Origin of the sequence: Synechococcus sp. C9, from assembly GCF_022984075.1 — a bacterium.
In the GTDB taxonomy this organism is placed as follows: domain Bacteria; phylum Cyanobacteriota; class Cyanobacteriia; order Gloeomargaritales; family Gloeomargaritaceae; genus Gloeomargarita.
In genome coordinates, this window is record NZ_JALAAD010000001.1 from 569,440 (window position 1) to 584,382 (window position 14,943).

A 14,943-nucleotide genomic window follows, 5' to 3' on the forward strand; every position below is an offset into this window, starting at 1 on the left:
GCAGAAATGACGGGGAAATTACTGAGGAGCGGCAGAATTGAGATGAAACCGCCAATCCCGCCCAATCCGCACCGTCACATCGGAATTGAGAATCCCCGTGCTGTCCACCCGGATTTCCCCAAACCCCAGGGCAGTCTGCACCGCCTGCGCCGCCGCCACATTCCCCTGTTGGGCAATAATCACCGTTTGATTCAAGGTCTCATGCCAGGGCACCTCCCGATAGAGGCGCTGATAGCCTGCTTTTAGCAATTGCTCGGTCAAAGCCGTCACCGCCCCCCGTTCGCCCGTACTGTCCTGGAGCACCACCTCAATCTGCGCCAAATTCATCTCCCGCTCAGCAACACCGGGAACCGTCAAGCCAAAATGTTGCACCGCCACCCTCTGAATGCGGGTCGGGTCAGGAATCCAATAGCTTGCCAATCGCCCGGAAGTCCCAAACTGTCCTGGCAACAGGATCATTTGAAACTTTTCCCGGGACGTTTCCTGGGCAAAACTCGCCAGCGCCAACAACTCCTCCCCGGTCAAATTCGTATCCACATATTGCCGGATCACCCCGAAAATCTGGGGCAAACGGGTAATATTTTGGGGAGTCAACGCCTGCTCCTGGAACGCCCGCATAAACATCTGTTGCCGCTGAATCCGCCCAATATCCCCCAGCCCATCCTGGCGAAACAGGAGAAAATGCAGGGCTTGTTTGCCGTTGAGTTTCTGCAAACCCGCCTTGAGATTGATGTACAAATGCTGGCTGTCGTCCTGATATTTCAAATCCTTCGGCACATTGATCGTAATTCCCCCCAGGGCATCCACCAACCCCTCGATCCCCATCGGATTCACCCGCACATAGCGGTCAATGGGCACCCCACCCATCAGCGCACTCACCGTTTCCGCCGCCAAAGCAGGACCCCCCTGCTGATTCGCCTCGTTCAACTTACTGTAGGGGTCATTTTTGATCAACACCTGCGTATCCCGGGGCAGGGAAATCGCCGTCACCGTAGCGGTTGTGGGGTCAAACCGGAGGAGAATCATCGTATCCGTCAAACCCTCAAAATCATTCACCCGTTTTTGATAGCCCGCTTGCGGATCCAGGCTCAGCACTTTGATGCCCATAAACAAAATATTCACCGGGCGACTGAGCCGGGGCACCCCAAAAAACCCCTTCGCCAACGGTTCTCCAAAAAAGGTTTTCGCCTCCTCCTGGCTGAGCCACCGTTGTTGGAACGGCGCACCCTGGAGCAGTACCGCCAAACCCGCCCCCACCGCCGCCGAACCCAGCCCCAACACCGTAAACAGGGTCAACCACAGCCAAGCAGAACCCCGGCGCCGTAGTTTCGGGGGGGCGACACGGGTGGGAGTAGGGGTCATGGACACAAACAGCCTCACAATCGCTAATTAAGCCTAGCTCAAATTGCCTTCAAGGTAAACGGCGAGACAACTGCGCCACCCCCGGCAGTTTCAGGGATTGCCCCCGCCAGAGCCGCAGCATTAACCACAATTGCAGGACGAAATAGGCGGAAGTCATCACACTATTCACCGCCAAAGCCGGTAGTGCCAGGGATTCCTGCTGTGCCAAACTGCCAAACAAAACATACATCACCAACCATAAACCCGTGATGGTAATGACGCTCCGACTCAAATCCCGTTCCGAGCGAGAGCGGGACGCATTGGTGAATAAATTCCATACTGCCGGAGCCAGACCCACGACCGGCAAAAGGTAAAACAATAGCTTCAAACGATGCACTGCCTGGGTGGACATCTGCCAAAAACAGCCTAATTTAGGACGATGATTGACGGTTGCACTACTAACTATAGCAAGTTGAAGGGATTAGTGAACAGTAGTACTAAAGGGCACCATGTGTTGATTAGTAATTTATGAACACTTTTCAGGCATCTCTATTTATTTGTATTACCAGAAGGTTATCGCACCAGAATACCCATACTATTGAGAACCACAGACGGGGGCTACGCCCCTGCGACCCATTTTTAGAGATACCCTAGTATTATGACAATCCTAAATCAGCATGGCACAGGGGTCGTCCTTGGTTCTGGAACATTTCTGTATGCCTACGGCACGCAATCTAACATTCATCGCATAGGATTACTATGAGGTCAGGATAAAGCGATGCCAAGTTGTGGAAAGAATGAAACTAAATCAAAACTGCATCAGTATTGACCAGGTGGCGCTATGACCCTACCCATCAGTTTGTGCATGATTGTCCGGGATGAGGCTGACCTGCTCCCCGCCTGTCTCGCCAGTGTCCGGGGGGTGGTGGCGCAGATGGTCGTGGTGGATACGGGTTCCACAGATGATACGGTCAGCATTGCCCAAAACGTGGGAGCAACGGTGGCATCGTTTCCCTGGCAGGATGACTTTGCCGCCGCCCGCAATTATTCCCTGGATTTGGCGCAGGGGGAATGGATTTTGGTGCTGGATGCGGATGAAGTTTTACTACCTAATGCCGTTCCCCTGATCCGAGAAGCGGTGGCTCAGCCCGACCTGTTGGCGGTGAATTTACTGCGGCAGGAGTTGGGCAGTCAGCAGACCCCCTATTCCCTGGTGTCCCGGTTATTCCGCAATCGCCCCGACATTCGGTTTCAACGGGCGTACCACGAATTGATTGACGATAGCATTACCCAAATTCGCCAGCAGGAACCCCATTGGCAGGTGGGCACGATTCAGGCAGTAGCTCTGCACCACCGGGGCTACACCCAGCACGCCATCCAGTCCAAGGATAAATCGGCGCGGATGGGGCGGATTTTGACCCAAGCCCTCGCCCGTGACCCCCAGGATAGCTACCTCTGCGCCAAATTGGGGGCCTGGCACCTCGCTGCAGGGGAACTGACACAGGCGTTTCACCTCCTGACCCAAGCCTTGACCAGCCAACCCCCGGAACCGATGGTGCAGTACGAAATTCACTTCCATTTGGGGTTACTGCACGGACGGCAGGGGCAGTGGGACAGGGCGCAAACCCACTACGAACAGGCGATTGCCACCCCCGTGCCCCCCATCCTCAAACTAGGGGCATATACGAATCTGGGCAGTTTGTACAAAGAACGGGGTGCCCTCAGCCCCGCTCGCAGACTGTTTGAGCAGACCATTCAAATTGACCCCACCTGGGCAACGGGTTACTACAATTTGGGGTTAACCCTGAAGGCACTCAACCAGCTTCCCGAGGCGGTTCAAGCCTATGAACAAGCCCTCAGCCTCGACCCCACGCTGGCGGCGGCGCACCAAAACCTCGGAGTTGTCCTGTGTAAATTGGGGGATTTGGTCACCGCCCAAGCCCATTGGCAAAAAGCCATTGCTTTATATCAGCAACAGGGTTCCCCCGCCGGTGAGAAATTACAGCAGGAATTGCAACATTTGGGGTTATTAGGACGTTAGCAACCCCCGGCAAAAAATCGGTTCCAAAATAATTCCCATCTCTCCCATATCCCCCTTGGAACCCCAGAACCCTTAGCCTATAATGGGGTAGGATCGGTGCGTAAAACCTTGTTGATTCCCTTCCCCCAAATTTTGTGATTCCCCGGCAATTAACCCTCAGTAATTTCCTAAGTTATCGTCAGGCCAGCTTAGATTTTACCGGCCTACACACCGCCTGTATCTGTGGGCCCAACGGTGCGGGCAAATCCTCTTTGTTGGAAGCCATGACTTGGGCGTTGTGGGGAGAATCCCGTGCCCCCAATGCCGATGACGTGATTCGTACCGGCTGTATGGAAGCCCGGGTGGATTTTAGCTTCAGCAGTGGCGGTCAGACCTACCGGGTGATTCGGGCACGCAGGCGGGGGCATAGCACCCTAGAGTTTCAGGTTCTTGCCCAGGGACGCTGGCAACCCTTGACCCAACGGGCGATCAAGGATACCCAGGATTTGATCAACCGGGAATTGAAACTGGATTATTCCACCTTTATCCATTCCGCCTATTTGCGCCAGGGGCGAGCGGATGAATTTATGCTCAAAACCCCCAGCAAACGCAAGGAAGTATTAGCGAGTTTATTGCAACTGGATCACTACGATGAATTGTCAGAGCAAGCCAAAAAACGAGCCAATGACCATGAACTTCAAGCCAAAAACCTCCAGCAAACCCTGACCGCCCAAGAATCGGAATTAGCACAGGAACCAGAAATTCAACAACAATACCAAGCCCTACAAAAAGAAATTCAGGTAACCCAAATTACTACAGAGCAATACCAAACCCAACTGCACCAATACCAAACCCAACAACAGCAACGGCACCAGTGGGTTGAACAGCACCGATGGCTCAGCCAACAACGCACCCAACTCGGCGAGGATTACGCCCAAACCCAAACCCGCATCGAGCGGTTACAACAACACATTACCCAACTCGAAAACCTTTTAGCCCAAAGCGAAACGATTACCCAAGCCTATCAAACCTACACCGACCTGCAACAACGGGAAGAACACCTGAACCAACAGTCCCAACGGCAACAACAACTCCAGCGGGAATACAATCAATTACAAGCGGAATATCAGCAGGTATTGCATCAACTCGAACTGCAAAAACAACAGCACCACGCCCAACGCCACGCCCTGCTCCAGAACCTGGAAAAACTGGATTTAATCCGCCAAAGTGCCTCTGAAATTGCCCCAGCCCTCGCCCAACTTGCCGCCGCCCGCCGACAACTCCAGCATCTCGACCAGCAAGCCGAGCAGTACAAACCCCTCTACAACCACTATCAAACCCTCCGGCAACAGCAGGAACAGACCCGTGCCCGCCAGTCCGCCCAACTCCAGGAGCAGGAACGGCAACTGGCGCATCGCCAGGAACAACTCAACCGCCTGGGCAACCTAGAGCAGGAACAGGCAGAACTTGCTCGGGAATTCGCCGAATTAGATAAAAAGAAAGTCTATTTAGACCACATCGAAGAAAAGGGAAAAGAGCGCAGAAGTTTTCAAGATAGCCTCAACGCCCGTTTACAAAACTACGAAACCCAACTGGCACAACTTATTAAAAAAAGTGAATTGCTCCAACAACCGGAAGCCGTCTGTCCCCTCTGCGCCCGCCCCCTCGATGCCCAGCACTGGCAGGTGGTGCAAAAAAAACAGGAATTAGAACGCCGAGAATTAGAAGAAGCCATCTGGCTCACCAAGGAACAAATTACCGTCACCGGCAGGGAACTTCAGGTTTTACGAGAGGAATACGAACGGATTAAAAAGCAATGCCAATACCGGGAACAACTCAACCAAAAACAAGGGCAACTCAATCAAAAAATTCAACAAAAGCAGGAACTCCAAGCCCAAATTGAGCACATTCAGGTTCACATTCAACAACTAGAAGCCAGCCTTGCTCAACCGGAAACCAGCCCCGAACTTGAGCAAATTACGGCAAGTCTAGCGGCGATCAACTACGACGAACCAGCCCACATCTGCGCCCGTGCCGAAGTAGAAAAATGGCGGTGGGTGGAAATTAAACAAGCGGAAATTCAAAACGCCGAAAAAGAACACGCCACCCTATCGCTACAACTAGCGCAATTAGAGCAAAAATGCCGGGATTTAGAACACCAAATTACCCAAGCGACCCACCATTGCCCCCTGCGTTACCAATTGGATAACATTGAACAACAACTTGCCGATTTAGCCTATGATGCCTCTACCCACCAAGCCATTCGTCAACAATTACAGCAACAACAATCTGCCCCCTTACGCTATCAAGAACTCCAACGGGCACAACAGGAATATCCCCACCTGATTGAAGAAATGCAAACCCTCACCGCCACTGCCGCTACCAAGGCACAACGGATACAGGAACTCGAACAACAATTGGATAGCATTGAAAACACCCTTGCCCAACTCCCCGATTTAACCGCCACGATTAGGGAACTGGAAACTCAAATTCAAGCGCAACAACAACGATTACAAACCCAATACATCCACAGCGGCACCCTACAACAACGACTGCAACATCTCGCCCAACTGCGCCAGCACTACCAGCAAGGGCAACAGGAACTCCAACGGCATGAACATCAACAGCAAATCTATCGGGCATTGACCCAAGCCTTCGGGAAAAATGGCATTCAAGCCCTGATGATCGAGCAGATTTTACCCCAATTGGAAGCCACCGCCAATCACATTTTGGGACGTTTAACTAACCATCAACTCCATGTGCGGTTTGTGACTCAAAAACCCAAAAAAAGCGGCGCTAACAAAAATCAACTGGTGGAAACCCTGGAAATTTACATCGCCGACCATCAGGGCACCCGTCCCTACGAAACCTACTCCGGCGGGGAAGCCTTCCGGGTGAATTTTGCCATCCGCCTTGCCCTCGCTCGTCTGCTCACCCAACGGGCGGGAGCTACGTTACAGCTATTAATCGTGGATGAGGGGTTTGGCACCCAGGATGCCCAGGGCTGTGACCGGCTGATCGCCGCCATTAGTGCCATTAGCGATGAATACGCCTGTATCCTGATGGTGACCCATATGCCCAACCTGAAAGAGGCTTTTTCCACCCGCATCGAAGTTAGTAAAACCGAGCAGGGTTCTCAGGTGCAATTGGTATTGTGAACCGGATTGCCATTATCGGGGCGGGGGTAGTCGGTGCCGCCATCGCCTGGGAATTGTCCACCGTACCGGACTGGGAAATCCATCTGTTTGAAGCCCAATCATCCCCTGCCCAGGGAGCCACAGGAGCCGCCTTGGGATTGCTGATGGCGGTTTTGAGCGAACGGGGGGCGCAAAAACGTTTGGCAAGTTTGCAACGTTATCAACAAATACAAACCCAAATCCCTATCCCTGGCAATTCCCAAGGCATCTTGCATTTATATTATGACTCGCAGGATTGGCAGAAAAATTTGGCTAAAATTCCCCGCCGACAAGCCCAGGGTTGGGTATTAGAAATTTTTACGCCTGAACAGGTAAAGATGCGGTTTCCAGAGGTCAATTATAAAAATTTATGCGGTGCTATTTTCGCCCCCCAAGAACGGCAGGTTCAACCAGTTAAACTCACCCAAAATTGGCTGAATATTGCCCAACAGCGGGGCGTACAAATTCACTATAATTCCCCAGTGATAGAAGTCATTCCCGGAGCACCCATCCGGTTGAAATTACCTAATTGGGAACAGGAGTGCGACTGGTTAATTATCAGTGCGGGTTTAGGTGCCACCCAAATTGCGGGGTTAACGGCTCCTTTTGAATTAGCACCCGTCCTTGGGCAAGCGGTGGCAATTGATTGTCCCGAATTAGCTCATTCGCCAATTTTCTATGGCAATGATATAGCGATTGTTCCCCAGGATTCGGGAGTGGTTTGGGTGGGTGCAACCGTGGAATTTTCTCCATCCAAACAACCCCTACCCGACCCAAAATTATTAGAGCAACTTTGGCAAAACGCCACCAATTTATGCCCCCTTTTGCGAGGGAAATCCTGGCAGAGGCAATGGTATGGTTTACGACCTCGACCAGTGGGACAGACCGCACCCATTTTACAAATTGACCCCGGCTGTCAGCGCATCCTTTGGGCAACAGGTCATTATCGCAATGGGGTTTTATTGGCTCCTTTTACCGCCGATTGGGTGCGCCAAACCCTCCAAACCGCTACGGTATGATGGGTATTTTTAATTTAATTCTTTTTTGAATCCCTGATAGGTTTAATTAACAGGCACCTCTATCAATCGCAAACTACCGGTCGCAGGGGCATCGCCTTTGGTTCTGAGTAATTGAAATTGCAACAACTATGGATGAATCGTGCCATCGGGCATCACCGCCCCGGTCAGATTCGCCCCCGTGAGATTCGCACCCCGCATACTCGCCCCCGCCAAATTTGCCCCTGCCAGATTCGCCCCCGTGAGATTCGCCCCCCGCAGGATTGCCACCACCAAAAATGCCCCGGTTAAATCCGCCCCGGCGAGGTTAGCGTGATAAAGATTTGCTTCCGTGAGATTGCTATGCGCCAAGGAACAGCCTTGCATCTGGGCGTTCAACCCATCCACCCCCCGCAGATAGGCTCCCCGCAAATCCGCCTCCTGCAACTGCGCCTCCCCAAAATTGGCAAAAATCAAATCCGCCTCCCGCAAACCCGCCTGGTTGAGCCGCGTACGGGTCAGGTTACACCGGCAGAGAATCGCCCCCCCCAGGTTGGCACCCGTCAAATCCGCCTCAAATAAATCCGCCCGGTACAGGTTTGCCCGTTCCAGCACAATGCCGGGGAGTTTCATCCCATGCAAATCCACCCGGTTCAAGTCCACCCGTGCAAAATGCCGCTCCCCTTCCAGGTAACGTTGCTGGAGTTGTTCCGCCGTCAGTTGGGTTAGGGTCATGGGCATCGTACCAATGAATTAATTAAAAAAAATTAAATTACAAACCAATCACATATTTGCGCCATTCCTGGTTGGAACCACCCCGCAGATGCTTGCTCACCTCAAAATGTAAACTGCTGTGGGGACGACGGGGACGCTGGCGCAGGGGTAAGCGGGCTTCCTCCGGGGTACGATTGCCTTTTTTGATATTACATCGCACACAAGCGGTAACGATATTTTCCCAGGAATCCCCCCCACCCCGGGACTTGGGAATCACATGGTCCAAGGTTAAATCCTCCCCCGTATAGCCACAATACTGACAACTATGCCCGTCCCGATGGAGGACATTACGGCGGGTTAAGGGAATTTCCTTGTGGGGAATGTTCACATAATGCCGCAGACGGATAACCGTAGGTAAGGAAAAATTGGGGTAAATTACCTTACCATTATGTTCCAATTGCTCCGCCTTGCCCTTGAGAAGCAGTACTGCCGCCCGTTTCCAGGTGGTGATATTCAATGGCTCATAGGAAGCATTCAGCACCAACACCTTTGCCATCACTTCCCCAGGGCAAGAGCAAGATTTGTCAAGATATTAACACAATTAAACGAAGCCGTGTTTAGGAAATGCGGTAGGCATCCGGGCCATTCCGCAGGGCGAAGGCGAAGGAATCCCGGGGATTTTTGCCAATCCACAAAATGTACACCCCCAAGGCGAGCAGAGCCACCCCCGCCAGCCAACCAAAAACCTGCCGCAACCCCAGCCCCACCGCCAGATTCCCCAACAGGGGCCCCGCCATTGCAATCCCCAGGTCAAACCCCCCCAGACATAGCCCAAAACTGCGCCCCCGCTCCTGAGCATAGGAACGATCCGCAATCAAAGCCGCCATACCGGGGATCAACAGCCCCGCCCCCATCCCCTCCAACACCCCCGCCAGCACCAACCAGGGCACCCCCTGCGCCCACCACAAAGTGACCATCGCCAGCCAATAGCAGGCCAAGCTGACCGTAATCAGCCGCCCCCGCCCCCACCGGTCCGCCACCTGTCCCAACGCCAGCCGCACCGAAAAACTCGCCACCGCCACCGCCGTATAAAACAACCCCGGATTCATGGGGATGCCCTGCCGTTTGATAAATAGGGGGATAAAAATCTGCAAACTGCCAAACAACAACCCCACCAGCAAAAACACCAAAGCAGGTGTCCGTAGGCGAGGCGTTAGCAATAACCCCCACGACATCCCCAGGCTCGATGCCGCCCGTGCCCGTTGCGGTTCCTGTACCCCCCAAGTACACAAGCCCCAACTCAACCCACCCAGCAGAGCCGACAGGGTAAAAATCGCCGTGTATTGTCCCTGATCCGCCAAAAAACCCCCAATCGCCGGCCCCAACGCCACCCCCACCGGTTGCGCCAAGGTCATATAGCCCAACACCTGCCCCCGCTGAGCCGCCGGAGCCAAATCCGTCACCAGAGCCAAATACCCCGTCGCAAACGCCGCCACACTCAACCCGTGATACGCCCGCAGTACCAGCAGAGCCGGAATCCCCTGCAACCAGAGATACCCCAGGGGAGCCGTCGCCAACACCAGCAAACCAATTTGAATCCCCAGCTTGCGCCCCCTCGCATCCGTCAACCGCCCCACCGGCTCCCGGAACAGCAACATCCCCACCGCAAACGCCCCGATCACCCAGCCAATCTGGGCATCGCTCGCCCCCACCACCTCATCCAAATAAAGCGGCAAAGTCGGCAACAGCAAGGTCAGCCCCAACCAAAACAACAACGCCGACCCAAACAACCGCCCCATACATCCTTGCAAACCTTTCAAATCATCCCCCGCTGACCAACCAGTCAGATTGATAATTAAAGTACCAAGTTTATTAAAAATTGTATCTTTTTTGACGGCATAGCGGCGGGTAATACCGATGGCGCAGGTTAATTCATCCAGGTAATCTCAAATGATTGATGGGAAGCACCAAATTACTCAAAGCCAGAATAAAGCCACGCACTGCTATCATCACCCTAAACGGGAATAGCATCGGGATCGCAGGTGCACCGCCCCCATCCTTGATTCTGCGGAATGTTTGTTCCTGCATCGAATCGGCTGGCTCAATCCTTAGCTCTTGAAGTATGAAATTTTAAGTATGAAATTTTTACTCACGATTCAAGTGAGACTGCCGGATAACTGGGCTTGCCATACCGAGGAATCCAGGGTCGTATCTACTGTTGTTACCAAAGGTAATTCGGCTGGGGTAAAAGGCTCCCATTGTTGCAATTGTTGTGTTAATAAATCTGCCGTTGCATCCGCAATATCCCCGGTACGCAAACGCAATCGCTCTCGCAACACTTCTACGGGGGCTTGCACATGAATGATTCGCACAAAGACAGTTAAATTTTCCACCTTTTTTAATACCTCTTGCCGCAAATGTACCCGGTCGTATTTGGCATCCAAAACCACCGATTGCCCCTCAGATAAGAGCGCCAAAGCCACGCGCAATAATTCCTCATAGGTACGCTCAGTCATGGCGGGGGTATAGAGTTCCGCACCGCCTTTTTCGTGCAAATCAATTCCTGCCAAATGCTTCCGCACCGCATCCGAACGGATATGAATTGCCCCATAAGTTTGGCTGAGATACCGGGCAACCGTAGATTTTCCCGCCCCCGATAAACCCGCCATCACCCACAACCGGGGCGTTAACCACTGACTATAATGCCAGGCGAATTGGTAATAGCGAATCGCTGTGGTTTTTGCAGATTCCCGCAAGGACGCTGGTGCCCCCGCATCACTCGCTAAAAAAGAATTTACCTTCGCCCGAATATACGCCCGGATACTGCAATAAAACGGGAGTAATCTTGCCGCTAAATAGTCCCCGGTTAATTCTAAATAGCGATTCAAAAAGGCATAGGCTAAATCCCTGCGCCCCCGAAACTCTAAATCCATGACCAAAAAGGCGACATCATACACCGTATCGGTCAGGCGAAATTCCTCATTAAATTCAATACAATCAAATACACAGGCGCGTCCCTCAAAAAAACAGATATTCCCCAGATGTAAATCCCCGTGACATTCCCGGATTTTCCCCAGGTTTTGCCGCTCGATAAACCAATCCCGATGTTGGGTTAAATAAGTATCCGTAAACTCCCGAATTTCTTGAAACTCTTTAGCCAATCCCCAGTCTTTTGTATAGGATTCCGTCGCCTCATAATTGCTATCCACCACCCGCTTGAGCATTTCTAAAGAACCAAAACTGGTAATATATTCGTTGGTGGGAGATTGTTGGTGAAATTGGGCGATTTGGGTGCCTAAATTTTCTAAATCCTGCACCGTCAATTTCCCTTGCTCAAAACAGGTGAGCCACAAATCCTGTTCGTTGAATTGCCGCATCTTAACCGCATATTCCACGATTTCCCCATCATTGCCCAACCCGTATTCCCCCTGGTTATTAACAGCAATGGGCAGGACTTCTAAATATAATTCCGGGGCTAACCGTTGATTTAATCGTAATTCCTCATAGCAAAAGGTGCGGCGTTTTTCCAGGGTAGAAAAATCTAAAAACCCAAAATTCGCCGGTTTTTTCACCTTGTAGGCATAATCCCCGGTCAAAATCACCCAGGAAATATGGGTTTGCTTGAGGCTGATTGCCCGCACCGGATGGGGATAAAATGCCGCCCGTTGCATCTGTTGGATCAAAGGGGAGAGCGTCTCAGCCATGCACCACCAACACCGCACAGGGCGCATCCGCCACGACCTGGGCACTCACGGACTGCCGCAAAATCCGCTCCACCCCCGTCAACCCCCGACTGCCGATGAGAATTAACTCTGCCCCCGTCGCCGCCGCCCAACCTACAATCTCCTCTGCCGGGTCGCCTGTTAGTATTTTTATACTACAATCGCAGGATACCATTTGCTGACACCATGCCAAACAGGGGGTCAAATCCGGTTCCGGGTGGGGCACATCTGCCGGGCTGTCGGCGGGAATGGGTGGTCGTACATACACCAACTGTACCTGGGTAACCTGGCTCACCTGGAGCCAACCCAAGGCTTGCAGTACCTTTTGGGCGGTACTCCCACCATCCACAGCCACTAAAATCGTTTTCAACATCAGGGTTTCAAGCGTAGGCGCACCGATTCTGCATGGGAATGCAAGCCTTCGGTTTCCGCTAACACTACCACAGCTTCTCCCAATTGGTGCAAGGCGGCCAAGGAAGCGGAGACAATACTGGTGGATTTCAGAAAGGTCTCTACCCCCAGGGCAGAACTGTAGCGCGCCGCCCCGCCGGTCGGGAGGGTGTGGTTGGGCCCCGCCAGGTAATCCCCCAGGGCTTCCGGGGTGTGATGGCCCAGGAAAATCGCCCCCGCATGGCGAATCTGGGGGAGCAGTTCCCAGGGTTCCGCCACCGCCAACTCCAGATGCTCCGGGGCAAAGTCATTCGCCAGTTCCGCCGCCTGCGCCAGGGATTCCACCACCACCACCAGCCCGTAATGGGCAATGGATTTTTCCGTCAACAGCTTGCGGGGATGCGCCTCTAATTGGACGGCTACCTGCTGGACAACCGCCTGGGCCAGGGTGCTATCGGTGGTGAGCAAAATCGCCGCCGCCAAAGGGTCATGCTCCGCCTGGGCCAGCAAATCGGCGGCCACCTGGGGGGCCTGTGCCGTTTCATCCGCAATGATCAGTACCTCCGAGGGCCCCGCCAAAGCGTCAATCCCCACCCGGCCATAGACCTGTTTTTTCGCCAAAGTTACATACACATTTCCCGGCCCGGTGATCACATCCACCCGGGGGATCGTCTGCGTCCCAAAGGCCAACGCCCCAATCGCCTGCGCCCCGCCGATGCGGTAAATTTCCTGCACCCCACATTCCTGGGCCGCCACCAATACCGCTGGATGCACCGCCCCTTCGGCCCCCGGCGGCGTGACCATCACCACCCGTTCCACCCCCGCCACCTTCGCTGGAATACAGTTCATCAACACCGTGCTGGGATAGGCCGCCCGCCCCCCCGGCACATACACCCCCGCCCGGTCCACCGCCGTATAACGCTTGCCCAAAACCATCCCATCCGGGGCAAACTGCACCCAGGTCTGGGGCACCCGTTGCTGGTGAAATTCCGTAATGCGTTTGTGCGCCAAGCGAATCGCCGCCAACAATTCCGGGGACACCTGCTGGTAGGCGGCATCCAACTGGGAACCGGAGACCAAAAAATCCGCCGGGGTGAACTCCTGCTGGTCAAACTGGCGGGTATAGTCCACCAAAGCCTGATCCCCCCGTTGCTGTACCTGGGCGAGAATCTCCCGCACCTGTTCAGCCTGCGCCTGGGTATCCGTCAACCGCTGGCTAATTCGCCCCAACTCGGCTTTGGCCTCTGTCCCCTGGGTGACAACACGTAGCATCATCGGGTTGACCCCCACTTCATGTCTTTACCCTGTTGTAGCTTAATCTGACCGCCATTCAGGGCACTTGGTTAAGTCCTGTTAAGAATTTTCCCACCTGCCGCCGGGAGTGTTGACGAACTGATTTTAGATGCTCTATATTTATAAAGCACTTGTGTTGTCGGACGAGTGCCATGATCCTACCGCTGTCCGGGTTGTTGCTGGGGTAATTTGTGTGGCTAACATCAAATCTGCCATTAAACGGGTCAAAATTGCCGAGCGTAATCGGTTACGCAACAAAGCTTATAAGTCCACGGTCAAAACCTTAATCAAGAAATGTCTGCTCGCCGTCCAGGCTGGGGATGTCGCTCAGGGGGAGGTTGCCCTGCGGTTCGCCTACAGCAAAATTGACAAGGCGGTGAAACGGGGGGTTCTGCATCCCAACAACGGTGCCCGTAAAAAAGCTCGCCTCGCCCGCAAATTGAAGCAGTTGGAAGCCCAAGCCCAGACCGTTGCCCCTTCGGCTTAGTTGCCATGCCCCCCTTGGTGGATACCCATGTGCATCTCAACTTTCGGGACTTCGCCGGGGAGGAGGGGGAGGTACGGCGGCGTTGGCAAAAGGCAGGGGTGGTGGGGCTGGTGCATTCCTGCGTGACCCCGGCGGAATTTCCGGAGATTCAAGCCCTGGTGCGGGAGATGCCGGAATTGAGTTGTGCGGTGGGGTTGCATCCCTTGGAGGCGCATCAATGGGGGCGGGAGGTATGGCAAGCCATCGAGGTGGGGATCGCCCAGGGAGAGCGGGTGGTGGCGGTGGGGGAAACCGGTTTGGACTATTACAAAGCCACCAATCGCAGTCAGCAGGAACGGGCGTTTTGGGAGCAATTACTGCTGGCGCAGGCGCACGGTCTGGCGGTGATCATTCACTGTCGGGAGGCGGCTCTGCCCATGCGGGAACTGTTGGCAAAATTCTGGGCGCAGTGGGGAGCGGTGCGGGGGGTGATGCATTGTTGGGGCGGTACACCGGAGGAAATGCAATGGTTTTTGGACTTGGGGTTTTACATCAGTTTCAGCGGCATTATCACGTTCAAAAATGCCCGGCAACTCCACGCCTGTGCCCCCTTAGTGCCAGCGGAGCGGTTGTTGGTGGAAACGGATTGCCCGTTTTTGGCGCCCGTCCCCCATCGGGGTCAACGCAATGAACCCGCCTATGTCCTACACGTGGCGGAAAAGGTGGCTGTTCTGCGGGGGGAATCCTTAGCCCAGGTGGCGCATCAAACCACCGAAAATGCCCGGAGTTTGTTTCAGTTGCCGGTTGTGGTTGCTTAATGTTGTTC

Annotated in this window: 13 protein-coding genes; 5 read left to right on the forward strand and 8 right to left on the reverse strand. The window is 53.8% G+C overall.

The window, feature by feature from the left end:
* Positions 1 to 18 precede the first annotated feature (18 nt).
* Both MLD66_RS02830 and MLD66_RS02835 read right to left on the reverse strand, forming a co-directional pair.
* A complete protein-coding gene (locus MLD66_RS02830; RefSeq protein WP_247215425.1) occupies positions 19 to 1,362 on the reverse strand; it encodes an LCP family protein in 1,344 nt (447 codons plus the stop codon).
* A gap of 49 nt (positions 1,363 to 1,411) precedes the next feature.
* Positions 1,412 to 1,753 (reverse strand): hypothetical protein, encoded by a 342-nt coding sequence (locus MLD66_RS02835; RefSeq protein WP_247215426.1) that lies wholly within the window; start codon positions 1,751 to 1,753, stop codon positions 1,412 to 1,414.
* 429 nt (positions 1,754 to 2,182) lie between these two features.
* Between MLD66_RS02835 and MLD66_RS02840 the strand changes: the two genes are divergently transcribed.
* The 3 genes from MLD66_RS02840 to MLD66_RS02850 all read left to right on the forward strand — a co-directional run bounded on the left by MLD66_RS02840 (position 2,183) and on the right by MLD66_RS02850 (position 7,556).
* Positions 2,183 to 3,382 (forward strand): tetratricopeptide repeat protein, encoded by a 1,200-nt coding sequence (locus tag MLD66_RS02840; protein ID WP_247215427.1) that lies wholly within the window; start codon positions 2,183 to 2,185, stop codon positions 3,380 to 3,382.
* A gap of 134 nt (positions 3,383 to 3,516) precedes the next feature.
* A complete protein-coding gene (locus MLD66_RS14605; protein ID WP_247215428.1) occupies positions 3,517 to 6,519 on the forward strand; it encodes an SMC family ATPase in 3,003 nt (1,000 codons plus the stop codon).
* Positions 6,516 to 7,556: an FAD-dependent oxidoreductase gene (locus MLD66_RS02850; protein ID WP_247215429.1), complete on the forward strand. Its 1,041-nt coding sequence runs from the start codon at positions 6,516 to 6,518 to the stop codon at positions 7,554 to 7,556. The genes MLD66_RS14605 and MLD66_RS02850 overlap by 4 nt, the downstream gene beginning before the upstream one ends.
* A gap of 126 nt (positions 7,557 to 7,682) precedes the next feature.
* On the opposite strand, the gene MLD66_RS14455 is transcribed toward MLD66_RS02850, so the two are convergent.
* From MLD66_RS14455 to hisD, 6 genes are all read right to left on the reverse strand, one after another.
* Positions 7,683 to 8,273 carry a pentapeptide repeat-containing protein gene (locus MLD66_RS14455; protein ID WP_281438400.1) on the reverse strand — a complete coding sequence of 197 codons (591 nt, stop codon included), beginning with the start codon at positions 8,271 to 8,273 and terminating at the stop codon, positions 7,683 to 7,685.
* Between the two features lie 31 nt (positions 8,274 to 8,304).
* The gene (locus MLD66_RS02865; RefSeq protein ID WP_247215430.1) at positions 8,305 to 8,802 is read right to left on the reverse strand and encodes an HNH endonuclease; all 498 of its coding nucleotides are present in this window, start codon (positions 8,800 to 8,802) and stop codon (positions 8,305 to 8,307) included.
* 61 nt (positions 8,803 to 8,863) lie between these two features.
* Positions 8,864 to 10,066, reverse strand: a complete 1,203-nt coding sequence (locus MLD66_RS02870; protein ID WP_247215431.1) for an MFS transporter — start codon at positions 10,064 to 10,066, stop codon at positions 8,864 to 8,866.
* Positions 10,067 to 10,402: 336 nt separating this feature from the next.
* Positions 10,403 to 11,950, reverse strand: a complete 1,548-nt coding sequence (locus tag MLD66_RS02875) for a bifunctional aminoglycoside phosphotransferase/ATP-binding protein (RefSeq protein WP_247215432.1) — start codon at positions 11,948 to 11,950, stop codon at positions 10,403 to 10,405.
* On the reverse strand, positions 11,943 to 12,341 hold the full coding sequence (locus MLD66_RS02880) for a universal stress protein (protein ID WP_247215433.1): 399 nt from the start codon (positions 12,339 to 12,341) through the stop codon (positions 11,943 to 11,945). Before MLD66_RS02880 ends, MLD66_RS02875 begins: the two co-directional genes overlap by 8 nt.
* Positions 12,341 to 13,630: a histidinol dehydrogenase gene (hisD, locus tag MLD66_RS02885; RefSeq protein ID WP_247218937.1), complete on the reverse strand. Its 1,290-nt coding sequence runs from the start codon at positions 13,628 to 13,630 to the stop codon at positions 12,341 to 12,343. Before hisD ends, MLD66_RS02880 begins: the two co-directional genes overlap by 1 nt.
* Positions 13,631 to 13,844: 214 nt before the next feature.
* Between hisD and rpsT the strand changes: the two genes are divergently transcribed.
* Complete coding sequence (rpsT, locus tag MLD66_RS02890) at positions 13,845 to 14,138, forward strand: 30S ribosomal protein S20 (protein ID WP_247215434.1); 294 nt, start codon at positions 13,845 to 13,847, stop codon at positions 14,136 to 14,138.
* Between the two features lie 5 nt (positions 14,139 to 14,143).
* Positions 14,144 to 14,935 carry a TatD family hydrolase gene (locus MLD66_RS02895; protein WP_247215435.1) on the forward strand — a complete coding sequence of 264 codons (792 nt, stop codon included), beginning with the start codon at positions 14,144 to 14,146 and terminating at the stop codon, positions 14,933 to 14,935.
* The last annotated feature ends 8 nt before the right edge of the window (positions 14,936 to 14,943 follow it).

What these genes read in the sequence shown, in the direction of transcription:
- MLD66_RS02830 (WP_247215425.1), bottom strand. Translation starts at nt 1,362, where the DNA reads ATGACCCCTACTCCCACCCGTGTCGCCCCCCCGAAACTACGGCGCCGG.
- MLD66_RS02835 (WP_247215426.1), bottom strand. Translation starts at nt 1,753, where the DNA reads ATGTCCACCCAGGCAGTGCATCGTTTGAAGCTATTGTTTTACCTTTTG.
- MLD66_RS02840 (WP_247215427.1), top strand. Translation starts at nt 2,183, where the DNA reads ATGACCCTACCCATCAGTTTGTGCATGATTGTCCGGGATGAGGCTGAC.
- MLD66_RS14455 (WP_281438400.1), bottom strand. Translation starts at nt 8,273, where the DNA reads ATGCCCATGACCCTAACCCAACTGACGGCGGAACAACTCCAGCAACGT.
- MLD66_RS02865 (WP_247215430.1), bottom strand. Translation starts at nt 8,802, where the DNA reads ATGGCAAAGGTGTTGGTGCTGAATGCTTCCTATGAGCCATTGAATATC.
- MLD66_RS02875 (WP_247215432.1), bottom strand. Translation starts at nt 11,950, where the DNA reads ATGGCTGAGACGCTCTCCCCTTTGATCCAACAGATGCAACGGGCGGCA.
- MLD66_RS02880 (WP_247215433.1), bottom strand. Translation starts at nt 12,341, where the DNA reads ATGTTGAAAACGATTTTAGTGGCTGTGGATGGTGGGAGTACCGCCCAA.
- hisD (WP_247218937.1), bottom strand. Translation starts at nt 13,630, where the DNA reads ATGCTACGTGTTGTCACCCAGGGGACAGAGGCCAAAGCCGAGTTGGGG.
- MLD66_RS02895 (WP_247215435.1), top strand. Translation starts at nt 14,144, where the DNA reads ATGCCCCCCTTGGTGGATACCCATGTGCATCTCAACTTTCGGGACTTC.